This window comes from Butyricicoccus sp. OF10-2, assembly GCF_003481925.1.
Taxonomy (GTDB): Bacteria; Bacillota; Clostridia; order Oscillospirales; family Butyricicoccaceae; genus Agathobaculum; species Agathobaculum butyriciproducens.
Genome location: NZ_QUMC01000001.1, coordinates 218,163 through 244,230, shown reverse-complemented (window position 1 = coordinate 244,230; position 26,068 = coordinate 218,163). Strand labels below are relative to the sequence as shown.

General features: G+C 57.1%; 23 protein-coding genes and 2 pseudogenes. 2 read left to right on the top strand and 23 right to left on the bottom strand.

Annotated features, from left to right (window positions below; genetic code table 11):
• Positions 1-3: 3 nt before the first annotated feature.
• Both DXB00_RS01295 and DXB00_RS01290 read left to right on the top strand, forming a co-directional pair.
• Positions 4-657, top strand: coding sequence for a hypothetical protein (locus DXB00_RS01295; protein WP_119214415.1), 654 nt, complete (start codon positions 4-6; stop codon positions 655-657).
• 139 nt (positions 658-796) lie between these two features.
• Positions 797-1,228: an Lrp/AsnC family transcriptional regulator gene (locus DXB00_RS01290; RefSeq protein ID WP_119214414.1), complete on the top strand. Its 432-nt coding sequence runs from the start codon at positions 797-799 to the stop codon at positions 1,226-1,228.
• 514 nt (positions 1,229-1,742) lie between these two features.
• Here DXB00_RS01290 and rsmA read toward each other — a convergent pair.
• From rsmA to DXB00_RS01170, 23 genes and pseudogenes are all read right to left on the bottom strand, one after another.
• Positions 1,743-2,609 carry a 16S rRNA (adenine(1518)-N(6)/adenine(1519)-N(6))-dimethyltransferase RsmA gene (gene rsmA / locus DXB00_RS01285; RefSeq protein WP_119214413.1) on the bottom strand — a complete coding sequence of 289 codons (867 nt, stop codon included), beginning with the start codon at positions 2,607-2,609 and terminating at the stop codon, positions 1,743-1,745.
• Between the two features lie 88 nt (positions 2,610-2,697).
• Positions 2,698-3,225 carry a ribosome hibernation-promoting factor, HPF/YfiA family gene (gene hpf / locus DXB00_RS01280; RefSeq protein WP_118359735.1) on the bottom strand — a complete coding sequence of 176 codons (528 nt, stop codon included), beginning with the start codon at positions 3,223-3,225 and terminating at the stop codon, positions 2,698-2,700.
• Positions 3,226-3,420: 195 nt separating this feature from the next.
• The gene (locus DXB00_RS01275) at positions 3,421-4,263 is read right to left on the bottom strand and encodes a fumarate hydratase (RefSeq protein WP_118728899.1); all 843 of its coding nucleotides are present in this window, start codon (positions 4,261-4,263) and stop codon (positions 3,421-3,423) included.
• 28 nt (positions 4,264-4,291) lie between these two features.
• Positions 4,292-5,431 carry an amidohydrolase gene (locus tag DXB00_RS01270; RefSeq protein ID WP_243107125.1) on the bottom strand — a complete coding sequence of 380 codons (1,140 nt, stop codon included), beginning with the start codon at positions 5,429-5,431 and terminating at the stop codon, positions 4,292-4,294.
• A 360-nt stretch (positions 5,432-5,791) separates the two neighbouring features.
• The gene (locus tag DXB00_RS01260; RefSeq protein WP_118728896.1) at positions 5,792-6,256 is read right to left on the bottom strand and encodes a S1 RNA-binding domain-containing protein; all 465 of its coding nucleotides are present in this window, start codon (positions 6,254-6,256) and stop codon (positions 5,792-5,794) included.
• A 33-nt stretch (positions 6,257-6,289) separates the two neighbouring features.
• Positions 6,290-6,571, bottom strand: a complete 282-nt coding sequence (locus tag DXB00_RS01255) for an FtsB family cell division protein (RefSeq protein ID WP_110435240.1) — start codon at positions 6,569-6,571, stop codon at positions 6,290-6,292.
• A gap of 46 nt (positions 6,572-6,617) precedes the next feature.
• The gene (gene yabQ, locus DXB00_RS01250) at positions 6,618-7,076 is read right to left on the bottom strand and encodes a spore cortex biosynthesis protein YabQ (protein WP_118728895.1); all 459 of its coding nucleotides are present in this window, start codon (positions 7,074-7,076) and stop codon (positions 6,618-6,620) included.
• 6 nt (positions 7,077-7,082) lie between these two features.
• A complete protein-coding gene (gene yabP, locus DXB00_RS01245; RefSeq protein ID WP_110435242.1) occupies positions 7,083-7,367 on the bottom strand; it encodes a sporulation protein YabP in 285 nt (94 codons plus the stop codon).
• Positions 7,368-7,441: 74 nt separating this feature from the next.
• A complete protein-coding gene (locus DXB00_RS01240) occupies positions 7,442-7,681 on the bottom strand; it encodes an RNA-binding S4 domain-containing protein (protein ID WP_116704678.1) in 240 nt (79 codons plus the stop codon).
• Entirely contained in the window at positions 7,678-7,959 is a 282-nt protein-coding gene (locus tag DXB00_RS01235; RefSeq protein WP_110435244.1) for an HU family DNA-binding protein, read from the bottom strand. Before DXB00_RS01235 ends, DXB00_RS01240 begins: the two co-directional genes overlap by 4 nt.
• 11 nt (positions 7,960-7,970) lie before the next feature.
• Positions 7,971-8,768 (bottom strand): nucleoside triphosphate pyrophosphohydrolase, encoded by a 798-nt coding sequence (gene mazG, locus DXB00_RS01230; RefSeq protein ID WP_110435245.1) that lies wholly within the window; start codon positions 8,766-8,768, stop codon positions 7,971-7,973.
• A gap of 15 nt (positions 8,769-8,783) precedes the next feature.
• Positions 8,784-10,409 (bottom strand): putative polysaccharide biosynthesis protein, encoded by a 1,626-nt coding sequence (locus tag DXB00_RS01225; protein ID WP_158578258.1) that lies wholly within the window; start codon positions 10,407-10,409, stop codon positions 8,784-8,786.
• A gap of 84 nt (positions 10,410-10,493) precedes the next feature.
• The gene (locus tag DXB00_RS01220) at positions 10,494-10,886 is read right to left on the bottom strand and encodes a zinc ribbon domain-containing protein (RefSeq protein ID WP_117751371.1); all 393 of its coding nucleotides are present in this window, start codon (positions 10,884-10,886) and stop codon (positions 10,494-10,496) included.
• A 170-nt stretch (positions 10,887-11,056) separates the two neighbouring features.
• Entirely contained in the window at positions 11,057-11,980 is a 924-nt protein-coding gene (locus DXB00_RS01215; protein WP_118728893.1) for a uridine kinase family protein, read from the bottom strand.
• Between the two features lie 46 nt (positions 11,981-12,026).
• Positions 12,027-13,496 carry a coproporphyrinogen dehydrogenase HemZ gene (gene hemZ, locus DXB00_RS01210; RefSeq protein WP_118728892.1) on the bottom strand — a complete coding sequence of 490 codons (1,470 nt, stop codon included), beginning with the start codon at positions 13,494-13,496 and terminating at the stop codon, positions 12,027-12,029.
• Positions 13,493-14,125 carry an MBL fold metallo-hydrolase gene (locus DXB00_RS01205; protein WP_118728891.1) on the bottom strand — a complete coding sequence of 211 codons (633 nt, stop codon included), beginning with the start codon at positions 14,123-14,125 and terminating at the stop codon, positions 13,493-13,495. Before DXB00_RS01205 ends, hemZ begins: the two co-directional genes overlap by 4 nt.
• Positions 14,126-14,236: 111 nt before the next feature.
• A complete protein-coding gene (gene dtd, locus DXB00_RS01200) occupies positions 14,237-14,689 on the bottom strand; it encodes a D-aminoacyl-tRNA deacylase (RefSeq protein WP_118285477.1) in 453 nt (150 codons plus the stop codon).
• Positions 14,690-15,152: 463 nt separating this feature from the next.
• Positions 15,153-17,338, bottom strand: a pseudogene (locus DXB00_RS18055) (RelA/SpoT family protein).
• Between the two features lie 20 nt (positions 17,339-17,358).
• The gene (gene recJ / locus DXB00_RS01190; protein WP_118728890.1) at positions 17,359-19,434 is read right to left on the bottom strand and encodes a single-stranded-DNA-specific exonuclease RecJ; all 2,076 of its coding nucleotides are present in this window, start codon (positions 19,432-19,434) and stop codon (positions 17,359-17,361) included.
• A gap of 180 nt (positions 19,435-19,614) precedes the next feature.
• The gene (uvrA, locus tag DXB00_RS01185; RefSeq protein ID WP_118728889.1) at positions 19,615-22,461 is read right to left on the bottom strand and encodes an excinuclease ABC subunit UvrA; all 2,847 of its coding nucleotides are present in this window, start codon (positions 22,459-22,461) and stop codon (positions 19,615-19,617) included.
• A gap of 111 nt (positions 22,462-22,572) precedes the next feature.
• Positions 22,573-24,524: pseudogene (uvrB, locus tag DXB00_RS01180) on the bottom strand (excinuclease ABC subunit UvrB).
• A 24-nt stretch (positions 24,525-24,548) separates the two neighbouring features.
• The gene (locus DXB00_RS01175) at positions 24,549-25,253 is read right to left on the bottom strand and encodes a JAB domain-containing protein (protein ID WP_158578257.1); all 705 of its coding nucleotides are present in this window, start codon (positions 25,251-25,253) and stop codon (positions 24,549-24,551) included.
• A 135-nt stretch (positions 25,254-25,388) separates the two neighbouring features.
• A complete protein-coding gene (locus DXB00_RS01170) occupies positions 25,389-25,988 on the bottom strand; it encodes a GNAT family N-acetyltransferase (protein WP_117751379.1) in 600 nt (199 codons plus the stop codon).
• Between the last annotated feature and the right edge of the window lie 80 nt (positions 25,989-26,068).

Sequence of the window (26,068 nt, the reverse complement as noted above, 5' to 3'; positions counted from 1 at the left end):
TTTATGACAAAACGTACTTTAGCAATGCTTCTTGCACTTCTGGCGCTGCTGCTGACCGGCTGCGGCAATGCCGAGCCGAAAAATGCGGAAGCCGAAATCGGCAGCCAGAGCACGGATGACGCAGCTGCCCTGCCGGATACCACCGAGCAGAAGCCGGTCGCGGATGCACCCATGATGGTGATGGTGGATAACACGCTGTATCAGTCTACCGGTGAGGTCAGCACGGTCGATGGCCGCTGCGGCAACATGGACGGCGAGATCACCTCGCAGACGGCGAACGGCACGGACGCGCCCACCGAGAACGGCCAGTCCAACTTCGGCACGGGCTACGGCTATCAGCGCATAGACGACCATATCGAGGTGCTGATTGATAACCAGTGGATCGTGTTCGAGCAGGATGCCACCGTACCGCGGATGGTCATGGTGGATGGCAAGCTGTATCAGGAGACCGGAAACCTGCCTTCCGAGCCGTTCTGCGGAACGCCTGACGGTTCGATCACCTCGAAAACGGCAAACCGAAACGATGTTCCGACCGAAAACAACCAGTCCAATTTCAGCGATAACCGGGATTTTGTGTTCATTGACGAGGATACCATTTACGTTTCCGCAACGCCGGACTGGATGGAATTCAAGGTCATCACCGACTCGGATGTATAAAAACTTTTGTCCGAAGGCTTATTTTATTTGACAACAACCCGGTCGTGCTTTATAATAAACAGTGAACAAAGGAGTTCGTCCCGCGAAGGCGGGTCGGACTCCTGTTTTTATTTTCAGGATAAGGAGGGCTATTTGCCCCATGGACGAAATTGATCTGAAGCTCTTGCGGCTGCTGCAAAAGAACGCCCGCACCCCCATCAAGGCCCTTGCAGGTGAGGTTCGCCTTTCCTCCCCTGCGGTTTCCGCGCGTATTGAGCGGCTGGAAAAACAGGGCGTTATTCGTGCGTATACGCTCGATCTGGACCCGCTGCAGCTTGGCCATCACATTCTCGCGTACATTCATCTGGATATGCAGCCCATCCAGAAAGAGGAATTTTATCCGTTCATTGCTGCGTGCTCGAATGTGCTCGAGTGCAACTGCGTGACCGGCAACTACTCCATGCTGATCAAGGTGTCGTTCGCCTCGACGCAGGAGCTGGACGGCTTTATCGGACGTCTGCAAAAATTCGGCAAGACCGAAACACAGATCGTGTTTTCCTCGCCGGTGCCGCCGAGAGCCATTGTGGTATGAGAAAAAGCCTGCATGTGCAGGCTTTTTTCTTTTGTCCACAGGGTGGGGGTAATTTTGATTTATCTGCTTGCTAAAGCAGCGGGAATGGGCGCCAACCTTTGGCGGGGAGGTTCGCCGCATCCGCGGCGGGGACAAGAGGGTAGACACCTACGGTTTCTACCCTCTTAACTCCCGTTTCCCTTTATTTGTTCGTCTGGCGCAGACCAGAGACCGGTGACCGCTCCGAAATTTGGGAACGGCAGAGGATTTTTTCTTCCGTAGGAGCGGCCCGTGGCCGCCCATTTCTCTACCTCTTCGCAGTGCCAGATTCCTTGCTGTTACACATGCGGTTTAGTCTCCGCAGGCGCAACACAAGGTGAATTGCCCGAAGGGCAAGAGAGGGTCCCCTGGGGGATAACAGTGTTGCGCAACTCGTTTGCGCGTTGTTATGCACGGCACCTGCGAATATTTCTTTGCAAACACGCTTTATCTTACAAACTCTTCACTCTAATTCTCAATTCTCCATTTTCAATTCTCAATTACTGAGTTTTTCCACCGCGAGATCTGCCAGTTTCGCATACTCTGCAAGGCTCAGCCGTTCACCGCGAACGCGGGCATCCAGACCGGCTGCTTCTACGAGTGCGGTGATCTCCTCCTTGCTCATCGACGAGCCGAGCACCGGACCGAGCGCGTTCACGAGCGTCTTTCTACGCATATTGAAGGCTGCACGCACAAGGGAAAAGAACAGCTTTTCGTCCTTGGTCTCAACCGCCGGCTTGTCGAGCGGCACGAGCTTGAGCACCGCCGAATCCACCTTGGGTCTGGGCACAAAGCAGTCCGCCGGAACATCAAACAAAATTTCCGCCTTAGCGTGGTACTGCACATAAATCGAGAACGCCGAGTACGCCGCCGTGCCCGGCTCTGCACAGATGCGCTGCGCGACCTCCTTCTGCACCATGACCGTCACCTGCTCGAACGCGCCGCTCTCGAGCAGCGCCGTAATCGCCGGTGTGGTGATGTAATACGGCAGATTGGCGCACGCGATCGCCTTTCCGTCACCGAATTTCTCCTTGCAGAGCGCGGCAAGGTCGGTTTCGAGCACATCGCCGTGCACGACCTCGAAGTTATCGTAATCCGCAAGTGTCTCTGCCAGAACCGGCATGAGGGCACGGTCCAGCTCGACCGCTACGACCTTATCCGCGCGCCGGCACAGCTCCGCCGACAGGCAGCCCATGCCCGGGCCGACCTCAATCGCGTTGCCGCACTCGGCCGCGCCGCTCATCTCCGCAATGCGGCGCGGCACGCTTTCGTCCGTCAGAAAGTTCTGTCCGAGCGATTTGGAAAAATGGAATCCGTGACGGCCCAGAACCGCTCGGATTGTCTCAATATCACATAAATTCATTCGTTTTCCCCTTTTAACCGAAAAGAACCGGCGGCAGAACGCCGCCGGTCCCTATGTAATGCAACTTTTTTACTGTTTGACGCGGATTTTACTCCTCGCCCTCGATCAGACCGTAACCGCCTGCCGCACGCTTGTAAACAACGGCATGGATATTGTCGTTGTCGGCGTTGCGGAAGAAGTAGAACTGGTGGTCAAGCAGGTTCATCTGCAGGATAGCCTCGTCCACGCTCATCGGCTTTACGTCGAAGCGCTTGCGGCGTACTACATCGAAATCCTCCTCGGTCAGTGCGGCCTTCTGCTCTGCCATCTTGTCGAATGCACCCTCACGCAGGCGCTTCTCCAGACGGGTCTTATGCTTGCGGATCTGGCGCTCGATACTGCTGATGGCACCGTCTACGGAAGCATACATATCAGTCGTCGTTTCCTCGGCGCGGACAACCAGACCAACCTGACGCACCGTGATCTCGACCGTCTGCTTGCCGCGCAGCTCGCTGAATGTAAGCGTGGTATCCGAATCCTGCTGGAAGTAGCGATCCAGCTTCTCTACCTTACGCAGTGCGTACTGACGCAGCTCGTCCTCGATCTTGATTTTTCTTTCGACGATAGTGAACTTCATAAAATCATCTCCTAACAGGCGTGAACCGCCTTTGATGGCTTTATCCGCGGCCGCCGTGGTGTGGCGGAAACGGTATTGGGTTTTTGCTATCTTCAGTATAGCACAACCTATGCAACTTGTCCAACAATTTTTCAGAAGTTCACAATTTGTTCAGCATATTTCCCAAGAGGTTTTACAATTTCTTGTCAAGGTTGCTTACAGCTCGCCCTCTGCGTGACGGGTAACGTGGCAGGAAATATTAACCACGCACGGCAGACCGGCGATATGCGTGCCGAATGGCTCAATCGCGCACGCAAGAGCGGTAACCGTACCGCCGAGTCCCTGCGGGCCGACACCGGATGCGTTGACCTTATCGAGAATCTGCTGCTCCATCTCGGCGTACAGCGGATCGGCGTTGTGCTGATCGACCGGACGCAGCAGCGCACGCTTGGCGAGATATGCCGCCTTATCGCTCGTGCCGCCCAGACCGACACCGATAACGATCGGCGGGCACGGGTTGGAGCCGGCATGGATGCACGCATCCGCGATGAAATCCACGATCTGCGCCTTGGTAGCGGCAGGCGTGAACATCTTCATCTGGGTCATATTCTCCGAGCCGAAGCCCTTCGGTGCAACCGTGATCTTCACCTTGTCACCCGGAACGACCGAGGTGTACAGGATACACGGCGTGTTGTCGCCCGTGTTTTCGCGGCGCAGCGGATCACCGACCACCGACAGGCGCAGATAACCGTCGATATAGCCGCGGCGAACACCCTCGGTGACTGCATCCTCGAACGAGCCGCCGGTCAGATGCACGTCCTGACCGATCTCCGCGAACACGATCGCCATGCCCGTATCCTGACAGACCGGCACATTATTCTCGCGTGCAAGGTCGCAGTTGGCGATCATTTCACCGAAGATGGTCTTGCCGAGCGGAGACTCCTCCGCGTTCTGACCATCCACGAACGCCTGCCGCAGATCTGCGGGCAGATAGTAGTTGGCATCAATGCACAGCTGACGCACCAGCCTGGTTACTTCCGAAACCTCAATCGTCCTCATTTTGTCCTCCTATATTCCGGTGTGCCGTTTACAAAAACAGCCTGCACCTGGGTTGCAATATCCAGCGGATCGCCGCTCCACAGCACACAGTCTGCATCCAAACCGGTTTCAGGCTGCCGATTCTGTCCTGCATGCCCGCAATTTTCGCGGGTACCGATGTGACCGCGCGCAGCGCGTCCGTTTTATCCATACCCGCACGCACCGCCAGCATAAGCGCCATCGGCAGCAGCCGCAGCGGAATTTCCGGGTGATCGACTGTAATGGCGGTTTCGATTCCGGCCTTGCACAGCAGTCCGGGCGCGGCATCCGACAGGTTGCGGATCTCCGGCTTGGAACGGTCGGTCATGTACGGGCCGCTGACCACCGGAACGTGCTCCTCGGCCAGCAGGTCGGCCACAAGATGCGCCTCCGTGCCGTGAATGATAACCGCCCGCAGACCGAACTCCTTCGCAATACGCAGCGCGGTGAAAATGTCATCCGCACGGTGCGCGTGAAAATGTGCCTCAGCCTTGCCCCAGAGAAGCGGCTGCAGCGCTTCCATCTTGATGTCGAAATCCGGCTCGTCCTGATCCGGGTCATTCTCCGCACGCGCCTTGCGTGAGAAATACTCCTTCGCCTTGTACAGCTCCTCGCGGATGATGCCCGCGGTCGCCATGCGCGTGACCGGCGTTTCGTCCTTGTCGTGATAGACCGACTTCGGGTTCTCGCCCAGCGCGAACTTGATCGCCAGCGGCGCTTTAAGAATCATGTCGTCCACACGGCGGCCTGCCGTCTTGAGCAGCGCAATCTGTCCGCCGATGGGGTTTGCGCTGCCCGGGCTGACTGCGGCAGCCGTCACACCGGCCTCAAGTGCCTCGCGGAAGCTGCGGTCGAACGGGTTGACACCGTCCAGTGCACGCAGATGCGGCGTCGCCGGATCGGTATCCTCGTTGCCGTCCGCGCCCTCAAAGCCGAGGCCGTCCTCGTACAGACCGATGTGCGAGTGAATGTCGATAAGGCCGGGGGTCAGCACGCCGCCCTCGCCGTCTATGACGTTTTCGCAGTCCGGCGCTTCGCCCTCGCCCATCGAGGTGATTCTGCCGTTTTCAAGCAGAATCCAGCCGAAAAAGCGAGAATCCTGCTCGTCCATCGTCCAAATATTGATATTTTTGATCAGTGTTTGATTCATGGAAAACCTCTTCCAAAAACTGTTGACAAGTGTGGTAATTTATGGTATATTTATTATGGCGGTTGGGAAAGCCGCCATGCACCGTTCATATCTTTATCCCCACAATCCTACTTTTGGCGCTCTTTCGCAAGGAAGAGCGCGCTTTTTTTTGCATAAAAGCAGGATTTCGTTACTTTTCCAGCACAAGCTATGCCGGGCAGGCAAACTCCCGCTGAATCTCAGCGAAAAACGCACCGCCCGTCAGGGGGCGAACACGCTTACGCAGTTCATGTGCACCGGACAGCCAGTGCCGAAAAGCCCTGCCGACGCTTCGTGCACCGGCATATAAAAGCAAAACCGAGGTTCCCTCGGTTTTCTTCTTTATCTGCGGCGGCGCGAACCGTTCTTGCGATCGGTTGCGTGGCGCACATCGGCCTGACGGCTTTCGCTGTCCGACATAAACGCCTTCAGCTTATCCTCAAAGCTCATCGTGGACGGGTCCTTCGGTGCCTGCTGCACACGTCCGCGCGGTGCGGACGAACGCTGGAAACGCGGCTGACGCGGCGCAAAGCCGCCCTCACGGCGTTCGTGTCTCGGCTGACGCGGCTCCTGCGGCTGCGCCTTCTTGATCGAAAGATTGATACGACCTGCCTGATCAATATTGATGATCTTTACCTTGACCTGCTGGCCCTCCTGCAGGAAATCCTTGATGTCGTTTACAAAAGTCGAAGCGACCTCCGAAATGTGCACCATACCCGACTTTCCTTCGGGCAGCGCAACAAATGCACCAAACTTGGTGATGCCGGTTACCTTGCCCTCTACGATTGCTCCCACTGCCAAATCCATATAAGCTGTTTTGCCTCCGTTATTATTTCCCTTTTACCGGCTGGACGTATCTACAAAAATACGCTCGCCCGGTTCCGCATAGCCCAGTTCTGTCCGCGCCATCTCTCCGATATCCTCCTCGGAAATGCCGCTTTGCATTTCCTGCCGGAGCGTCTCGTTCGCCTTCTGATATTCCTCCACCCGCAGGGTCAGAGACGCGAGTTCATCCCGCTTGCTCTTGATCTGCGTGCGCAGGTTTACCACATTGACGACCGCGTAAAGCAGAAACACCACTACCGCTGCCCTGATAAGGATCATCCGCGTGCGCCTTGTCATCTGCTCACCTCATATCGTTTGCTTGCGCGTCAGACTGATACAGGTTTTATTTTATACCTTTTTTGCGAAAAAGAAAAGAGTCTTTTTCAAATTTTTTCGTCAAAAACCGAATTTTTACCGGACTGCACCGCTGTTTTACCACCGTTTGACAGTGCACCCGCAAGCCGTATACGGCGCGTCTCAGCTTCGCAAGCACCTGCAGGAGCCTCATAAGCACTTCCAGCATGGTTTCACTCAGTGCTGCAAGGTACAATCCCACGCCGCCTGCCGCCGTTAAAAGCACAAAGCCGCGCGGCTGACCGGCGGCCGCGATCAGCCCGAACTCGAATAAGGCCGCCAGCACGATCGCCCAGAACAGCGTATCGAGCAGCGCCACCCCTGCCCATCCGCACCGGAAATGCAGACGCAGTGCCCGCAGCATGTCATACACCGCCCCGATCCCGACGCCGAGCAGCAGGCTTTGCAGCACGAGTGTGACCTGCTGGCTGTTCGTAAACACCGGCATGGCCGCTCACCCGCCGAAGATCCGCCGGAACAGGCTGTCGCGCGGCTGCACGCTGTCGTCGTACTCAAGCAGGCCGATCTCACCCTGAATGATCAGTTCTCCGGCCTCGAGCTGCAGCCGCTCTACATGCAGTCCCTGACCGCGCACGACCAGCATGCCGCGCACGGTTTCGAGCAGCACCTGTTCCTCATCAAAGCTGTGCACGTCGGTCACACCGGAAATCGTCAGCTTCTCTCTCCCCTCCAGAATGACACTGTGCGGCATTTCACGGCTTCGTTCCTCCTGCGCCATATAACTCCCCTCCTGACTGCAAAAAAGTATCCCGCTCTGCAATATATGCGAGAGCGGGATACATTATGTTCGGTTTACAGTTCCTTATACAGCGCAGACGCATCTGCCTTGAGCGTATGCTCCGCGATATTCAGCACTTCCACCTTCATCGTGCGCTGACCGAATGCGATCTCGATCACGTCGCCGATCTTCACCTGATACGAAGCCTTGGCCGGCTTGCCGTTGACCGTGATGCGCGCTGCATCGCATGCATCATTCGCCACCGTGCGGCGCTTGATCAGGCGGGATACCTTCAAATACTTGTCTAATCTCACTTGTTTCCGTCTACCTTATCCTTCAAAACTTTGCCCGGCTTGAACACCGGCATGGTCGCCGCTGCAATATTGATCTCCTCGCCGGTACGCGGATTGTGTCCCGTGCGTGCTGCGCGCTCCTTGGTCTCAAACGTGCCGAAGCCGCTGATCTGCAGCTTGTCACCGGCTGCCATGATATCCGCAATGGCGGTAAACACGGTGTCGATCGTCTTTTCGGTATCCTTCTTGGAAAAGCCGGTCTTTTCTGCGACCAGCGTCACCAGTTCGCTTTTCTTCATGGTTTTGCTCCTTATGCGTGTTCCTCGTGCTTTGCGCTGTCCCACAGTGCGTCCAGCTCGGAAAGGGACAGGTCAGCCAGCTTTTTGCCTGCGGCAGTCGCCTGACGCTCCATCTCCGCAAAGCGGCTGACAAACTTGTTGCAGGTCTTTTCGGCAGCAGCCTCCGGGTCGATCTTCAGGTGACGCGCCACGTTGACAGACGCGAACAGCAGGTCGCCAATCTCCTCCTCCGGATCGCCGTCACCGTCGATGGCACGGCGGACCTCGTCAAGCTCCTCCTGCACCTTGTCAAGTGCATCCTTCACGTTATCCCAGTCAAAGCCGACCTTTGCCGCCTTCTTCTGCAGCTTTTCTGCACGGATCAGACTCGGCAGGCTCTTTGCTACGCTTTCGAGCGCCTGCGTATCGGTCTCCTGATGCTTCTCCTTGCGCTTGAGGTCATCCCAGTTCCTGAGGACCTCCTCGGACGAGGCGACCTCGACATTGCCGAAGATATGCGGGTGACGGAAGATCAGCTTTTTGCAGATGCCGTCCGCCACATCGTCGATGTCGAATGTGCCCTTTTCCTTCTCCATCTGGGTGTGGAATACCACCTGCAGCAGAACATCGCCAAGCTCTTCCTTCATGTGCTCGGTGTCCTCGTCGTCGATGGCTTCACAGACCTCGTAGGTCTCCTCGATGAAGTTGCGGCGGATAGAATGATGATCCTGCTCACGGTCCCACATGCAGCCGTCCGGCGCGCGCAGGATTTCCATAATGCGGAGCAGATCATCGAACTTGTAACAATCCTTTATTTCAAAATCAACCATTTTTGCACTTCCTGATTACTTTAGATGTAAAATATCTGCGATTTTCTCGCCCTTGGGCAGCAGCAGAACATCATCCCGCTCGACTGCACCGAGCGCGAGCAGCAGAACGGCATACACGACAACCGCCACGCCGATGCACGCGAGCGTGATCAGCTTGTCAGGCATGGTTCCGGGCGCCGCGTTCAACGCACCGTTCAGCACGCGCTGCACAATGAAAATCGCCGCACCCATGCCGATGGTGGCCGCCAGCGGACGGCAGACCGTTTTTCCGATCGGCGGCAGCGAACCCGTCAAACGCCTGATGTGGAACAGGTTGATGACCGCGATCAGCCAATAGCAGAGCGCCGTACTGATGGGCGCACCCATGATATTCAGTGCCGGATTGCCGATGAGAAAATAGTCACCGAGCATTTTGACAACCGCGCCTGCAAACATCGAGACAAGCGGCAGGTCAATGCGGCCGAACGCCTGCAGCGTCGAGTTGGTGACAGCCACAAGTGCCGCCGCCGGTACGGCAAAGCCGAGCAGACCCATCAGTACACCGCCAAGCTCCGTTCCCTGCGAGTACAGCATGCGCAGAATCGGTCCGGCGAGCATGATGAAGCCCGCGCCAGCCGGCAGGGTGATGATAACCGTCATGCGCAGCGTGGTACCCAGTGTTTTGGAAACCTTGGCATGGTTGCCCGCCGCGCGTGCGCTTGCGATGGTCGGCAGCACGCTGACCGCCAGTGCGGTGATGAGCGTCTGCGGCAGGTTGAAGAAGTTGATGGCCTGACCGGTGTAAATGCCGTAGGTGGACATTGCTTCTCTTGCCGTCATGCCGACCGCCGGACTTTGCAGACGCGTAGAGATCAGCGCCACGTCGATCAGGTCGGTCAGACTCATAACCGCTGAGCTGATCGTGATCGGAATGGACAGACTGAGCAGCGTTTTCGCCAGCTGGCCCGCCGGACGCACGCTGTCGTCCAGCGCGTGCACCGCCGAGCTGCTGCGATGCGTGATCGCACCCTGAATGAGCATGTAAACAGCGGCAGCCACCTCGCCGATGGTAACGCCGAGGACGGTCATTGCCGCGACTGCCTGATCGGAAAAGTTATGCTGAACCGCATAATACGCCAATCCAAGGCCGATAAACAGCTTGCCGAGTGACTCGATCACCTGCGAAACCGCCGTCGGCACCATGTTCGAGCGGCCCTGATAGTAACCGCGGAACACCGCCAGAACAGCAACCATCAGCACGCTCGGTGCGATGGCCATAACCGCCAGCCGGGAATCCGCGCTCTTGATCCAGGATGCAAACGTGCCCGCGCCGAGGAACAGCACGACCGAGCAGACCGCACCGAGCGGAATGAAAATGCTTCCCGCCACACGGACGGTGCGCCGCACCTCATGCTCTCTGCCGCAGGCTGTGGCCTCCGCGACCATTTTCGCCAGCGCCGCCGGAACACCGACGGTCGAGATCATCAGCATCGCCGTGTACACGCGGTACGCCGCACTGAACATGCCGAACGCCGGCGAATCCTTGCCGCCGATCATGTTGAGCAACGGTATCTGGAAGAATGCGCCAATCACCTTGACCAGCAGACTGGCCAGCATCAAAATGAACGCACCCTGAATGAAATTCTGTTTTTTACGCTGCAAATGCCGTACGCCCCTTCCTTTGATCAGAATGGGCATAGCTGCCCTTGCCCGATATTACAATATGATGCATCAAACCGTATTATGTTACAGCTCTGCACCGCAGGACGAGCAATATGCGTCATCCTTGCCGCACGGTTTGCCGCAGTGCGGGCACGCCGTTACCGAGCGCATTTCCGCCAGCTTGTCGCGCAGCGCGGCCAGCTTTTCCTGCTTGGCATCGACCTGCGCCATCTTTTCGTCCATTTCCTCGTTGGTGACCTCTGCACCGCGGTGCAGATCGTACACCAGCTTGCCGATTTCCTTGTACAGTGCTTCGCACTCGGTATTCAGATCGAAAATCTGCAGGTTGATGCGGGTCGCCAGTGCAAGGTCGTTCGCCTTTTTGCCGGCTACGCCTGCCGCATGACGGGAGACCTTGCCGGTTTTATCCGCCATGTCCTTTACCTTATCCAGAAAAGCCTGCATTTTCATATCCATAGCTTGTCGCTCCTTCCGACGGAATGTCTCCGTTTCCGGTCTCATGGTAATATTGCGTAATGGAACAAGGGCGATTTGCGAGAGAATTTCCGCAAAACGCCGCAGTTTCAATTATGTGGTATTGCCATTATACTTCATACCCTGCCAAAAAGCAAGAATCCGGACACTTTTCAGCCGATAAACTCATGCAGAACCGAATCCTCCGGCATATACGGCTTGTAGTCGATCGGCGAAACCTTATCCAAAATCGCGCTGAGCGGTGCAAGGTCAGCCTGCTCGAGCAATTTCTCCTCGCTCTGCAGCTTTTCGCTCAGGTACTGCATGAGGATGTTGGTCTCATACGGCAGATAGGTGTCCACCGTAAGATCAGCCTGCCCGCGGTACGGCGAAATATACAGTCTCTCGCCTCTCCGCACAGAGTTCCACTGCTTTAAGGTGTACTCCACCGGCGAGCTGCGGAACAGGCTGTCGCGCATGGCGCGGCGCAGGAAGCGCAGCATGTGCGGCTCAACGCGGACGTTGCGGTCGGTCAGCAGCACGCTCGCCACCGAAAGATAGACGCTTGTCGCATGCTTCTCCAGATCGCCCATGATGACCGGATTAAACGCGTGAATGCCCTCGATCATCACAATTTCGTCCTTGTGCAGCTGCACCGCACGCTCGTTGCGATGCGAGGTGCGAGTTTCAAAATCAAAGCGCGGCACCATGATTTCCTCGCCCGCCACCAGACGCGTCAGGTGGTCGCGGAGCAGATCCAGATCCATGCACTCTGGGCTTTCGAGGTCATTGACGCCGTTTTCCTCGTCAAACGGAATGTCGTAGGTGCCCGAGGTACGGTAATAGTCGTCCATCGAGATCATGTGCGTGTGAATGCCCGCCAGCTCGAGAATGCGGCCCAGACGGTCGTTCGTGGTGGTCTTGCCCGATGAGGACGGACCGTTGAGCAGCACGACCGGCTTGCGCTTGCAGTTCGCAGCGATCTGGTCAGCCACCAGATGCAGCTGACGATGATAATGATCCTCGCAGTCGTTCACAAAGGCTTCCGCGTCGCATTCGGCACGGTGATTGATGTATTTCAATGTGTATTCTGCCATAGACAGTCCCTTCTTACGGAATTACTCACTCATTTCCCTATCCTGATTATTTCTTGGGGAACAGCAGCTTTTTCTTGCCGTTGGCCAGTCTGTCTGCCGCCTGAATGTACTCAAGCGGATATTTCGGATTGTTCGCGCGCTCGATCCAGCCGGTCTCGCGCACGACACGCTTGGAAACGCCGCCGGCACCGAGCGACAGAATGGTCTGCAGCTCCTCCATCATGCTCACGTTATAGAAACATTCGGTGCCCGGCTTGCACCAGCCGACGTTCTCGAAGCCGCCTGCCATAAATTTCTGCCGGTAGAGATAATACGGGCCGTAGCCTGCGTTCTGCAGTGCATGCGCGGCACCGTCCAGCATTTGAGAAACGGTCTCGCGCTGTGCGGCGGCAGCCGCCTTATCGGTCAGATCAGCGCCGCGCTTGATGGCGAGCGTATGCACCGTGATATTCTCCGGCGAAAGATGCAGCAAAGTATCCACAGTCTGTGCAAAAGTTTCGGCGGTGTCGCCGGTCAGACCGGCGATCAGATCCATGTTGATCTCGTCAAAGCCCGCCTGCCGGGCCTCGTCAAACGCGCGGAGCACGTCTGCCGAGCCGTGTTTTCTGCCGATTGCGGCCAGAACGGCGTCATTCATGCTCTGCGGGTTGATGCTCACGCGGCCAACGCCCGCGCTTTTGAGCACACGCAGCTTTTCCGGTGTGATGGTATCCGGACGGCCCGCTTCTACAGTATATTCGCGCAAATGTGAAAAATCAAAGTGATTTTCGAGCGCCGACAGCAGCCGTGCCAGCTGATGTTCGTCCAGCGTGGTCGGTGTGCCGCCGCCGATGTAGACGCTCTGCACCTGCTTGCCCGCTGCGCGGACAAGCGCGGCTGTCTCCTCGATCTCGCGGCAGAGCGTGTCCAGATACGGCTCGATGAGTTTACCGGACTGCGCCGTGGTTGCCGATACGAACGAGCAGTAATAGCACCTCGACGGACAGAACGGAATACCGACGTACAGCGAAATATCGTTTTCACCGATGGTCTTGTCCATCTCCATCGCGGTTGCGGCTGCACGAATCGTCAGCGCCGTGCGCTCGGGCGAAACGTGAAAGTGCTCGCGCAGCTCAACCGCCGCCTCGCCGCGCGTCATGCCGCGCTCGATCATGCCGCGCGCCAGCTTGGCCGGACGCACGCCGGTCAGGCTGCCCCAGACCGGGGCCTGCGGCAGAAACGGCACGGCCGCGTCGTACACGGTCGTTTTCACCAGTTCGGTGATGGTGCGCTTGTAGTCCAGCGTTGCCAGTCCGGTGACGGACGCACGCTTTTCCGCCTCGTGCGTTACACCGTCCATGCAGACGATCGCACGCGCGGCGGCTTCGCCGTTCTCCTCGGTCAAAATGCTGCGGCAGTACGGCTCAGTAAGCTGCTCGGCCGAATCTGCCCTGCTCAGCGTTTCAGTCGGCAGCAGATGAAACAGCATTTCCTCTACCGCGTGTTTCAGTTCGTGATTTTCCAGTGTATAGATCATTTTCCCATCGCCTGCAGCATATACGGATTGTATGCGCGTTCCTCGTTCAGTGTGGAGATGCCCTCATGGCCGGGGAATACCTTGTAATCGCCGTCAAGGTCATGCAGACGCTTCAAAGAACGCAGCATGGCGGAGAAATCGCCGCCCTCAAGGTCGCAGCGGCCGCACTCGTGACGGAATAGCGTATCGCCGGTGAACAGGCAGTCGCCGATCCTGATGACGGACGAGCCGGGCGTGTGACCGGGCGTTGCCATGTAGGTCGCGGTCATGCCGCCGAACGTCACCTCGGTGCCCTCATTCGCCAGAATATCCGGCGTATCCTGCACATAATTGCGTGCCAGTCCGCGGAACTGACCCATGTTGTCGCGGCTCAGCAGCCAGATGTCCTTCTCCGGCACAACATACTGTGCGCCGGTGGCTTCGAGTACCTCGTGCGCCGCCAGAATGTGGTCAAAATGCGCGTGCGTCAGCAGCACATACCTGACATTCAGCTGTTCCTCGTTTACCGCGTTCAAAATCGACTTGGCGTTGTCGCCCGGATCGATCACCGCGGCTTCGCGGGTTGCTTCGTCATATACAATGTAACAATTCGTGCGGACCATGCCCACACAAAGCTGCAACAATTTCATAGTAATATCCTTTCAGGAAATTAGTAGTTAGGAATTGCGGTGGGCAGCTTCGCTGCCATTTTAATCATCGCGCTGTGCGCGATACCACAATTTTCAATTTTCAATTCTCCATTATCTCCGCATGTCCTTGGTGTCCATCCACAGCGTTACCGGGCCGTCATTCAATAGATCGACCTTCATATCCGCGCCGAACTCACCGGTCTCGACCGGCAGGCCGCTCTCGCGGCAGCGCGCGATGAATGCTTCATACAGCGGGATGGCGGTCTCCGGACGGGCAGCGTTCGTGAAACTCGGGCGGTTGCCCTTGCGGCAGTCACCGTAAAGCGTGAACTGCGACACGATGAGCAAGCCGCCGCCGACATCCGCGAGCGAGCGGTTCATTTTGTCGTTTTCGTCCGTGAATACACGCATTTTAACCGTTTTATCGGCCAGATAAACCGCATCGTCCACGGTATCACCGTCTGTGATGCCGAGCAGGACAAGGAAGCCCTGTCCGATCTGTCCGTGAATCCTGCCGTCGATCGTGACCGAGGCGTGAGAGACGCGCTGAACCAGTGCCCGCATTGTTTTTCCTCTTTTCGTAGTAAGTTTTGAATTTAATCTGTTGATTTTTTTGATTTGGAATGGGTGCCAAACCTTGGCTGGGGTTCCAAAAGGGTAGACACCAATGGTTTCTACCCTCTTGGGACTCCCGTTTCCTTTTTTGGATACCTTGAGTGCAGATGGTAGACTTCGCAAGCAGGAAAGGAACGGCAGAGGATTTTTTCTTCCGCATGGTATCCACTTATTCGCATTTCGGATACCGTACTGCTACATCCAATTGGGGTCTACGCTGGGCGCGGCATAGCAGTGCCGCGCAACTCCTTTGATGATACCAGTTAGATACATCGTGGGGCTCGATGACCCATCGAGCCTTTGTAAACCTTCTGCACCAGCCAATGCCTCCCCTTTTAGGGGAGCCTGAAACGCGCAGGCACAAGCGCTTTCCGCGTCTCATTTTCCATTCTCCATTCTCAATCATCAATTATCAATTCGTATCCACCGTTCTGGTCACATCCACAACGCCCTTGATGGAGCGCAGGCGGCTGATCATATTATCCAGCTGATGGACGCTCGTGACGTCAACCATGGCGTTGATAACGCCGTAGCCGTCGTTGAGGTCGCGTGCGGAAATCTCATGCACATTGATCTTACTCGAGGCAAACGCCAGCGTAACGTCACTCAGCACGCCGATACGGTTGCGCGTGGAAATCTGCAGGCCGGTAGAGAACTTATTGACATGACCGGCATTGGCCGCCATATCCTCATCCCACCAGGCACGGACCCAGCGGTCGGGCTCTTCCTCGATATGGACATTCACGCAGTCGCGGCGATGGATGGAAACACCGTAGCCGCGGGTGACAAAGCCGACGATCTCATCGCCCGGAATCGGCGTACAGCAGCGGGCAAACTTGACCAGACAGTTATCAATGCCTTCGACAACAACGCCGTCGCTGGATTTATTCTGGCGGCGCTGCTGCTGCTCGTTCTGCGGATGCGCGGCACGCTCGGCCTGCTCGCGCTGACGGCGCAGCTTGCCGACATCGTCCTTGACCTTATTGATGACCTTAGTCAGCATAATGCCGCCGTAGCCGATGGCCGCGTACAGCTCATCGACTGTGTTGAACGAGAACTTGTTGAGCGTGTTCTTCTGCACCTCTTCGTTCTCATAGAAGCCGTTATACAGCAGGTTGGCACGCAGCTCGCGGTCGAGATCCTCCTTGCCGTTGACGATATTTTCCTCGCGGCATTCCTTCTTGAACCACTGCTTGATCTTGTTGCGCGCCTCGGTGGTCTTGACGATCTTCACCCAGTCACGGCTCGGACCGTGCGCCTCCTTGGAGGTCAGGATCTCGACAATATCGCCGTTTTTCAGCTGGCTGTCGATCGGTGCGATACGGCCGTTCAGCTTGCAGCCGGTCATGCGGTTGCCGACTGCCGAGTGAATCGCATACGCAAGGTCGATCGGCGTTGCGCCTGCCGGCATATTGACCACATCGCCCTTGGGCGTAAAGACAAATACCTCGTCCGCGAACAGGTCAACCTTGATGTTTTTGATAAAGTCCTCGGCCTCGGTGTCCTGCTGGGCTTCAAGCAGCTGGCGAATCCACGCGAACGCTTCCTCGTTGCCCTTCTTATCCAGACCCTGCTTGTACTTCCAGTGCGCCGCAACACCGTATTCCGCCATTTTATGCATCTCTACGGTACGAATCTGCACCTCAAACGGGATGCCCGCTCGGCCGATGACCGTCGTATGCAGCGACTGATAGCCGTTCGGCTTCGGTGTGGATATATAGTCCTTGAAGCGGCCCGGAATCGGCTTGTACAGGTCGTGGACGTAGCCGAGCACGTTGTAGCAGTCCGCCACGGTATCGACAATGACGCGCACGGCGCAGATATCATAGATCTCGTTGATGGTCTTGTGCTGGGCATACATTTTGCGTAGATGGAGTAAATATGCTTGACGCGGGCCGAAATCGCGTTGTGGATGTTCGCTTCCTTCAGCTTGGTGCTGATGCGGTCCTGAATGCCCTGCAGGAATTCCTCGTGCTGCTCACTCTGGGCCTTTAAGCCTTCCACAATCTCGTTGTAGCCGATCGGGTCGAGAACCTTCAGCGACAGATCCTCAAGCTCCCACTTGATGCGGCTCATGCCGAGACGGTGCGCGATCGGCGCGTAAATCTCCATGGTTTCCAGTGCCTTGTCGCGCTGCTTGCGCTCAGGCAGGAACTGGAAGGTACGGGCATTGTGCAGTCGGTCGGCCAGCTTGATCAGGATAACGCGGATATCCTTCGCCATGGCGAGGAACATCTTGCGCAGGTCCTCGAACTGCTCCTGCTCCTTGGAGTAGCGCAGCATGCCCAGTCGGGTTACGCCGTCCACCAGCTCCGCGACCGGCGTGCCGAATTTGTTTTCGATCTCCTTGTAGCCGAACTCGGTGTCCTCAATGCAGTCATGCAGCAGCGCTGCACAGATGGAATCCGTATCCAGACCCATCTCCACAACGATCTCAGCGACAGCGACCGGATGAATGATATACGGCTCACCGTTGCGGCGCTTCTGTCCCTCATGTGCCTTGGCCGCACATTCGTATGCCGCGCGAATCTTCTTGATATTCGCCTGCGGGTTTTGTTTTTGTACGCGTTCGATCAAAAAATCCAGTTTCGTTTGCATAGATCCTTCCCCCATTCGTGTCACCCCGCCATGCTTTGCAATGTGGCAAGGACAACCGATCCGGAAATATCGGCCTTGCCCTCGTAGGGTTTGAGCAAAATGTTGAGCATACCTTCCTTGAAATGATAGCTAATGAGTCCGGACTCCTGAAAAACGTCCAGACAGACAAACAGCTTGCCGATGTTAATGTCGCGTCGGCTTTCCCACGCAACCCGGCGGGAAAGCGCCCCGTCCGGTACGGAAAGCCGTCCGTCCTCCGCGCGGCAGGTCACATGCCGCCAGACAGCGACCAGATCCTTGCGGTCGGGCAGGAGCAGACGCGCTTCCCTTGCGGTGAGCGGGCCGTCCTGCATGAGTGTATTATACAGATTGAGAATCTTCTGATCCGCCAGATGCTCACAGTCACTCAGCTGCACATCGCAGATGGTCAGCTGCACCGAGCGGCGGCCTCGAAATTCGTTGATTTCCAGATGAAAGGCGGCATCCACGGTGTTGCCCTCGACAAAGCCGAGACCGCCCGCACCGATGCCGAACCAGATCGCGGAAAACCGCTTGCCGTCCTTGATGAGCGACAGACGAACATGCCGGTCGCTGGACAGCGGTGTAATCTCCTCAACGGTCATGTTCTTCATGCAGAACACAGGCTCCGCATTTTTCATGCCGTACGGCTCGAGTACGCTCAGGGATTCGATGTTCTCCTGCGTCAGCCACTCCGGCTGCACCATGCAGTCGATGTGCAGCTGCGGAACGAGCTCCGCCATGGTGACATGCGTTTCCGCGTACTTGCGCAGGCGCGTGCGGAGTTCTTCGATCCTGTCCGCCTGCACGGTCAGTCCTGCGGCAAGCGCATGACCGCCGTAGCGCTCGAACAGGTCCTCACACGAGGTGAGCGCCTCAAACAGATTGAAGCTGCCGATCGAGCGGCCGGAGCCCTTGCCTACGCCGTCCTCGTCCACCGAGATGAGCACGACCGGACAGCCGTAGCGGTCGCACAGGCGCGAGCACACAATGCCGATAACGCCCTGATGCCAGCCCTCTCCGGCCAGCACGATAATTTTATCCTCAAGCGGGTTGTATTCGCGGCGCAGGCGTGTGAGCGTCTGCTCGAGTATCTTGTTCTCCTCGCTCTGGCGCAGCTTGTTCTGCTCGCAAAGCTCGGCGGCAAGCGCCTGTGCGCGTATCGGATCTTTCGTCAGGAACAGCTCTGCTGCCAGTTCGGCCTTGCCCATGCGGCCCGCCGCGTTGATGCGCGGCGCAAGCACATAGCTGATGGTCGAGGAGGTCAGCCGCCTGTTCTTCATCCCCGCCTCGCGCAGCAGCATTTCCAGACCGATATTCGCCGTCACGGACAGCTTTTTCAGTCCTTCCGCCACAATAATGCGGTTTTCACCGACAATCGGCATGACATCGGCCACCGTGCCGAGCGCTACAAGGTCGGCGTACCGGTCGAGCATGGAAAGCGTGTCGCCCTCGAGTGCGCAGATCAGCTTGAATGCCACACCGACACCCGCCAGGCTGGAAAACGGATAGGTATCGTCCGTCCGCTTGCAGTCCACGACCGCCTGCGCGTCCGGCAGGTTTTCGTGGCACTCGTGGTGGTCGGTAATGACGACCTGCATACCGAGCTCGCGTGCGACGGCAATCTCCTCGTTGGCTGTAATGCCCGAGTCCACCGTGATGAGCAGGCGCGTGCCCTGCTCATACAGCTGCTCCATCGCCGGACGCGTCAGACCGTAGCCGTCCGTCAGACGGTTGGGAATGTAATATTCACATTTTGCGCCCTTGCTGCGCAGATAATCCACCAGTGTGCACGTTGCCGTGATGCCGTCCACGTCGTAATCACCGTAGACCACCATTTTCTCTCCGCGATCTATTACCTCGCGGACGACCTCGACTGCCTTATCCATATCGGTCAAACCGAACGGATCATGCAGTCCTCGCGCATCGCAGCTCAGGTAATCCGCCGCAGCCTGCGGTGTGTCGATGCCGCGCGCCGACAGCACCGCCGCCGTCAGCGGTGTATAGCCGGTCTCCCGCGACAGCACCCGCACCCGCTCGGTATCCGGCGAGGCGATCACCCATCGCTTTGCTCTCATATTGAACGATCCCTTCCTGAGTCACGGCAGCAGCACGCCTTCCGGCGCCTGCGTATGGTAACTCCGATTTTATATTATCACTATTATACCAAAACACGCCCAAAATCACAACATCTTTATCAAATACAGAAAAAACAGGTGTCTCGCTAAGAAACACCTGTTTTATTACACATTTCGACTTTATTTATCGCGTTTTCCGCCGTTTTTGCGGGCGAGAATCGGGCCGAGATACTGTCCGGTATACGAACCCTCGCACTGTGCAACCTCCTCCGGCGTACCGCAAACGACCAGTCGACCGCCGCCGTCGCCGCCCTCGGGACCGAGGTCGAGGATATAGTCCGCAGTCTTGATGACATCCAGATTGTGCTCGATGACAACAACCGTGTTGCCTGCGTCCACCAGCTTCTGCAGAACATCCACAAGCCTGTGGACATCTGCGACATGCAGACCGGTGGTCGGCTCATCGAGGATATAGATTGTCTTGCCGGTCGAGCGTTTGGACAGCTCGGTCGCCAGCTTGGCGCGCTGCGCTTCACCGCCGGAGAGCGTTGTGGAGGACTGCCCCAGCTTAACGTAGCCCAGACCGACCTCGCGCATGGTCTCCAGACGGCGTGCGATCTTCGGCACGTTGGCGAAGAACTCACACGCTTCATCCACCGTCATATCCAGCACTTCGTAGATGTTTTTGCCCTTGTAGCGCACCTCGAGCGTCTCCTTGTTATAGCGGCGCCCCTTGCACACATCGCAGGGAACGTAAACGTCCGGCAGAAAGTGCATTTCGATTTTGAGCAGGCCGTCACCCGAGCAGGCCTCACAGCGGCCGCCCTTGACATTGAAGGAAAAACGGCTTGCGCTGTAGCCGCGCGCCTTTGCGTCCGCCGTTTTGGCAAACAGGTCGCGGATATCGTTGAACACGCCCGTATAAGTCGCCGGATTGGAACGCGGCGTACGTCCGATCGGCGACTGGTCAATGTCGATGACCTTGTCGAGATTCTCGATGCCGATGAATTCGTCATGCGCTCCTGCACGGGTCTTCGCGCCGTTCAACTCCGCTGCCAGCTTTTTGTACAGGATTTCATTGACGAACGAGGACTTGCCCGAACCCGAAACACCGGTCACACAGGTGAGCGTGCCAAGCGGAATGGTAAAGTCCGTATGCTTGAGGTTGTTTACCGCACAGCCCTTGACCGTGATGCTCTTGCCGCTGCCTTTGCGCCGGATTTCGGGCACCGGAATGAATTTTCTGCCCGAAAGATACTGTCCGGTGATGGATTTATCACTTTTCAGCAGCTCGTCTATCGTGCCCTCGAACACGACCTCGCCGCCGTTGCGTCCCGCCCCCGGACCGATATCCACAATGTGGTCAGCCGCAAACATGGTGTCCTCGTCGTGCTCGACCACGATGAGCGTGTTGCCAAGGTCGCGCAGCCGCCCCAGGGTCGCAAGCAGCTTGTCGTTGTCGCGCTGATGCAGACCGATGGACGGCTCGTCGAGGATATACAGCACGCCCATCAGCGATGAGCCGATCTGCGTCGCCAGTCGGATGCGCTGGCTCTCGCCGCCGGACAGCGTACCGGACGAACGCGAGAGCGTCAGATATTCCAGTCCGACCGACTGCAGGAAGCCGAGGCGGTCCATAATCTCCTTGATTACTCTGTCACCGATTTTATGCTGCATTTCGGTCAGTTTGAGCGTGTGGAGGAACTCCATCGCCTTGACAACCGACTTTTCTGCGAACTCTGCGATGTTCAGTCCGCCGAGCGTGACCGCCAGCACCTCCGGGCGCAGACGGCGGCCGTGGCATGCCGGGCACGGACTTTCGCTCATCACTTCTTCAATCTCGCCGCGCGACCACTCGCTGTTGGTCTCACGGTAACGGCGTTCCAGATTGGGGATGATACCCTCGAACGGCTGGCGCATCACGCCGCCCGAAATGCGGCTGACCGACAGCTCGAGCGGTTCATCTCCGGTGCCGTACAGCAGCTCGTCGAGCGCCTGCTCGGAGAACTCCTCGATGGGCGTTTCGAGCGTAAAGCCGTGTTTTTTGCCGAGTGCAGTGTAGTACATGCCCGCGATCGTACCCGGGTCGGCGCTGCCCCAGCCGGACGCACGGATGGCGCCCTGCTTGATCGAAAGATGGCGGTTCGGGATAACGCGATCGGGATCAACACGCTTCTGAATGCCCAGACCCGTGCACACCGGGCACGCACCGTACGGGTTGTTGAATGAGAACATTCTCGGGGTAAGCTCTTCGATGGAAATGCCGCAGTCGTCGCAGGCGTAGTTCTGCGAGAACGTGATGGGTTCGCCGCCAATGACATCCGCAATCACCAGACCGCCCGACAGCGCAGACGCGGTCTCCACCGAATCAGTAATGCGTCCGCGGGCGTCCGGACGGATGACAACGCGGTCAACAACGATCTCAATGTTGTGCTTCTTGGTTTTCGCCAGCTTGAATTCTTCCGAAAGATCATGGATTTCGCCGTCTACACGCACGCGGACATAGCCCTGCTTGCGGGCATCCTCAAACACCTTAACGTGCTCGCCCTTCTTGCCGCGGATGACCGGCGCAAGCAGCTGCACGCGCGTCTTTTCTTCAAGCGCCATCAGCCGGTCAATGATCTGGTCGATGGTCTGCTGGTGGATCTCCTTGCCGCATTTCGGACAGTGCGGCGTGCCGATGCGCGCCCACAGCAGGCGCATATAGTCGTAGATCTCGGTGACCGTGCCGACCGTCGAACGCGGGTTCTGCGAGGTGGTCTTCTGGTCGATGGAGATGGCGGGCGAAAGACCATCGATGTAGTCCACATCCGGCTTGTCCATCTGGCCGAGGAACTGCCGCGCGTAGCTGGACAGCGATTCAACGTAGCGGCGCTGACCCTCGGCGTAGATCGTGTCAAACGCCAGGGACGATTTGCCCGAGCCGGACAGGCCGGTGAGCACCACCAGCTTGTCGCGCGGAATTTTGATGTCGATGTTTTTCAGGTTGTGCTCTCGCGCACCTTTTACATGGATATATTCCTGCATTGTATTTTTTCCTTATCACAAAAATAATGGAGAATTGAAAATTGTGGTGATGTGCTTTGCACGTTTATTGATTGCCGCGCAGCGGCGTACCTCATTATCCATTCTCAATTTTCAATTTTCCAACGCCTTTATCTGATCACGGAGCTGTGCTGCGATCTCAAACTCGAGCATCTTCGCGGCTTCCTTCATCTGGCGGGTCAGGCGGGCGATTTCCTGCTGTTTTTCGCCCTTGCTTCGCAGCTTTTTCTTGCTGCTCGAGGGCACATTCGAGGTGATCTCGATAACATCCTGTACCTTTTTATGCACAGACCTGGGGATAATTCCGTGTGTCTTATTGAACGCATCCTGCAGCGCACGGCGGCGCTCGGTCTCGTCCATCGCGCGCTTCATCGAGGGCGTGATGCTGTCTGCATACAGCACGACCATGCCGTGCTCATTTCGTGCGGCGCGGCCGATGGTCTGGATGAGCGAGGTCTCCGACCGGAGAAATCCCTCCTTGTCCGCATCGAGAATGGCAACGAGCGACACCTCAGGAATGTCGAGACCCTCACGCAGCAGGTTGATGCCGACAAGCACATCGTACACGCCGAGACGCAGATCGCGCACCAGCTCCTGCCGCTCGATGGTCTTAACATCGTGGTGCATGTAGCGCACCTTGATGCCTGCGGTTTCGAGGTAATCAGTCAAATCCTCGGCCATTTTCTTGGTGAGTGTGGTGACAAGGATGCGTTCGCCCTTGGCGGTGCGGGCGTTGATTTCTCCAATGAGATCGTCGATCTGACCATCAACCGGACGGACAACAACCTCCGGATCGAGCAGACCGGTCGGGCGGATGACCTGCTCGACCACCTGACCCGAGCGCGACAGCTCGTACTCGGCAGGCGTTGCGGAAACATACACAATCTGGTTCAAACGGTCGTTAAACTCATCAAAATTGAGCGGGCGGTTGTCATACGCGCTCGGCAGGCGGAAGCCGTTTTCGACCAGGCTTTCCTTGCGGGCGCGGTCGCCGTGGTACATGGCGCGCACCTGCGGAAGCGTCACATGACTCTCGTCCACGATAAGCAGAAAATCCTTCGGAAAATAGTCGATGAGCGTATACGGCGCACTTCCCGGCGCACGCCGCGACAGTACGCGCGAATAGTTCTCAACGCCCGAGCAGAAGCCGATCTCCTGCAGCATTTCAATGTCGTAGCGGGTGCGCTGCGCGATGCGCTGGGCCTCGATCAGCTTGCCGTTTTCCTCGAAGTATTTTACGCGCTTGTCGAGTTCTTCCTCCAAATCCTTGATGGCTTCCTCCAGTTTTTCCTTGGGCGTGACGTAGTGGCTCGCCGGGAAAACAGCAATATGACCCAGTTCACCGAGCGAAACACCGGTCAGCGGGTTAATACGGCTGATGCGGTCCACCTCATCACCGAAAAACTCGATACGGACAACATCCTCATCCGAGTATACCGGCCAGATTTCCACCGTGTCGCCGCGCACGCGGAAGCGGTTGCGCTCGAACGCAATGTCGTTGCGCTCATACTGAATCGCAATCAGGCGGCGAATCAGCTCATCACGGCTCATCTCCATGCCCGGACGGATGGAAATCACCATGCTTTTGTAGTCGATCGGATCGCCGAGTGAGTAAATGCACGACACGGACGACACAATGATCACATCGCGTCTCTCGCTCAGCGCCGAGGTCGCAGAGTGGCGCAGGCGGTCAATTTCATCATTGATGGCGGAATCCTTCTCAATATAGGTGTCGGTCGAGGCGATATACGCCTCCGGCTGGTAATAATCGTAGTAGGATACGAAATATTCTACCGCATTCTCGGGAAAAAATTCGCGCAGCTCGGTGCAGAGCTGTGCGGCCAGCGTTTTATTGTGCGCGAGCACAGCGTCGGGCGCTGGGTCTGCTCGATGATGTTCGCCATGGTGAACGTCTTGCCTGAGCCGGTAACGCCCATCAGCGTCTGCTCGGTCAGACCGTTGTTGATGCCCTCCACCAGTTTGGCCACCGCCTCCGGCTGATCGCCTGCCATTTGGTAGGGGCTGTGTATCTTAAATTCCGGCACAGAGCGTACCTCCTTTTTTGTCACTCAGTATCTTTTTCGCAAGCTGCCGCTTCTTAATCGACCGATAGATGTGAAATTGCTGCGTGCCACAACACAGTGATCGACCAGCTCCAAACCCAGTTCGGAGAGCGTGCGCTGCAGGCGGTCGGTCATATCAAAATCCTCCTGCGAGGGTGTCGGCGTGCCGTTCGGATGATTATGCGCCAGCGCAACGCCTGCCGCACCGGCCATCAAGGCACCGCGAGCGATCTTGTAGCTGTCCACCTGCACCCGCGCATGTCCGCCGCGGGCGATCTCCTCGCACTTGAGCACACGCCCCGCGCCATCCACATAGGCGGCCAGCAGCACTTCCTCCCGCTCGGCGCACAGCTGCGGCACGAAATATGCGCCGATGCGGTCATAGGTGTTCAGTTTATCGGTAAACTGCTCCATTTTCGCCACATCCGCCTGATAACGGTGAAACAGGGCAAAGCACAGGTGCAGCAGCTCCGCCGAGCGCGGACCGACGCCTTCGACCGTCTGCAGCTCGTCCTCGGTTGCCTCGAGCACCGCATGCAGTGAACCAAACCGCTGCATCAGCCGGTGTGCTGTCGGGTTGGTGTCGCCCTGCCGCACCGCAAAATACAGCAGCATCTCCAGCACCTCGTGGTCGCTGAAGATCTCCAGTCCGAACCGGCGTAATTTGTCCAGCATGCGCTGGCGATGGCCCATATGCGGGTTATCCGGCATCTGCATTCCCTCCCCCTGTACAAAATTGAGAATGGAGAATTGAAGATTGAAAGCAGTATCGCACTCTGCGCGATTGTTTAATACGCCGCTTCGCGGCGTTGCCTGAGTTCTCCATTATCCATTCTCAATTCTCCATTAAAAATGAATCTTCTCCACCGCCTGGTTGAGCGCTCTGGTTACCAGCGGACTGTCCTTAATCTCCGGGAACGGAACGGTCGGCTGCGGTGCGCCGTCATGCGGACGCAGGCTCTTGCCCATCCAGAGGACATCGCGCCACTGACCGAATTTATACATGCTTTCCTGATATGCGCCCGAGATGATAAAGCCCATGGCTTTATGGAACTTCATCGACCGCTCATTCGGTGAAGTAATGCCGACGTAGATATTATAGTATCCCTGCATCGCCAGCAGTTCAAACAGCGCGGCGTAAATCGCACCGGCGATACCGTGGCGGTGCTGCTCCTGTGCAACGTAGATGGACGTTTCGACCGACCACTGATAGGCAGCGCGGGTACGGTGCGGCGCAGCATAGCCATAGCCAACGACCTCGCCGTCAATACGGCAGACCAGCCACGGCAGCTTTTGGGTATAGGTGCGCCACCGGCGGGTAAACTCCTCTATCGAAGGAGCATCGTACTCGCTCGACACAGTGGTTTGAACAACATACGGCGCATACAGCGCAAGCATCTCGGCAATATCTTCTTCCTCTGCAGGACGCAGAACAACTTCCGGCATGATTTTTTCCTCGTTTCGACATAATCTCGATATAAGTATACCGCATTCATTTTTTATGTTCAATAGGAGATTATCAAAAA

Excerpts from the sequence above, each read along its gene's own strand:
- DXB00_RS01260 (WP_118728896.1), bottom strand. The coding sequence starts at position 6,256 with ATGGATTTGGCAGTGGGAGCAATCGTAGAGGGCAAGGTAACCGGCATC.
- dtd (WP_118285477.1), bottom strand. The coding sequence starts at position 14,689 with ATGCGGGCACTGGTTCAGCGCGTCTCTCACGCCTCGGTCACGATCGAC.
- DXB00_RS01175 (WP_158578257.1), bottom strand. The coding sequence starts at position 25,253 with ATGCCGGATAACCCGCATATGGGCCATCGCCAGCGCATGCTGGACAAA.
- mazG (WP_110435245.1), bottom strand. The coding sequence starts at position 8,768 with ATGGTTGATTTTGAAATAAAGGATTGTTACAAGTTCGATGATCTGCTC.
- uvrA (WP_118728889.1), bottom strand. The coding sequence starts at position 22,461 with ATGCAGGAATATATCCATGTAAAAGGTGCGCGAGAGCACAACCTGAAA.
- hpf (WP_118359735.1), bottom strand. The coding sequence starts at position 3,225 with ATGAAGTTCACTATCGTCGAAAGAAAAATCAAGATCGAGGACGAGCTG.
- DXB00_RS01270 (WP_243107125.1), bottom strand. The coding sequence starts at position 5,431 with ATGAATCAAACACTGATCAAAAATATCAATATTTGGACGATGGACGAG.
- recJ (WP_118728890.1), bottom strand. The coding sequence starts at position 19,434 with ATGAGAGCAAAGCGATGGGTGATCGCCTCGCCGGATACCGAGCGGGTG.
- yabP (WP_110435242.1), bottom strand. The coding sequence starts at position 7,367 with ATGGCGCAGGAGGAACGAAGCCGTGAAATGCCGCACAGTGTCATTCTG.
- hemZ (WP_118728892.1), bottom strand. The coding sequence starts at position 13,496 with ATGATCTATACACTGGAAAATCACGAACTGAAACACGCGGTAGAGGAA.
- DXB00_RS01295 (WP_119214415.1), top strand. The coding sequence starts at position 4 with ATGACAAAACGTACTTTAGCAATGCTTCTTGCACTTCTGGCGCTGCTG.
- DXB00_RS01235 (WP_110435244.1), bottom strand. The coding sequence starts at position 7,959 with ATGAAGAAAAGCGAACTGGTGACGCTGGTCGCAGAAAAGACCGGCTTT.
- DXB00_RS01205 (WP_118728891.1), bottom strand. The coding sequence starts at position 14,125 with ATGAAATTGTTGCAGCTTTGTGTGGGCATGGTCCGCACGAATTGTTAC.
- DXB00_RS01255 (WP_110435240.1), bottom strand. The coding sequence starts at position 6,571 with ATGACAAGGCGCACGCGGATGATCCTTATCAGGGCAGCGGTAGTGGTG.
- rsmA (WP_119214413.1), bottom strand. The coding sequence starts at position 2,609 with ATGAATTTATGTGATATTGAGACAATCCGAGCGGTTCTGGGCCGTCAC.
- yabQ (WP_118728895.1), bottom strand. The coding sequence starts at position 7,076 with ATGCCGGTGTTTACGAACAGCCAGCAGGTCACACTCGTGCTGCAAAGC.
- DXB00_RS01220 (WP_117751371.1), bottom strand. The coding sequence starts at position 10,886 with ATGGATATGAAAATGCAGGCTTTTCTGGATAAGGTAAAGGACATGGCG.
- DXB00_RS01275 (WP_118728899.1), bottom strand. The coding sequence starts at position 4,263 with ATGAGGACGATTGAGGTTTCGGAAGTAACCAGGCTGGTGCGTCAGCTG.
- DXB00_RS01215 (WP_118728893.1), bottom strand. The coding sequence starts at position 11,980 with ATGGCAGAATACACATTGAAATACATCAATCACCGTGCCGAATGCGAC.
- DXB00_RS01290 (WP_119214414.1), top strand. The coding sequence starts at position 797 with ATGGACGAAATTGATCTGAAGCTCTTGCGGCTGCTGCAAAAGAACGCC.
- DXB00_RS01170 (WP_117751379.1), bottom strand. The coding sequence starts at position 25,988 with ATGCCGGAAGTTGTTCTGCGTCCTGCAGAGGAAGAAGATATTGCCGAG.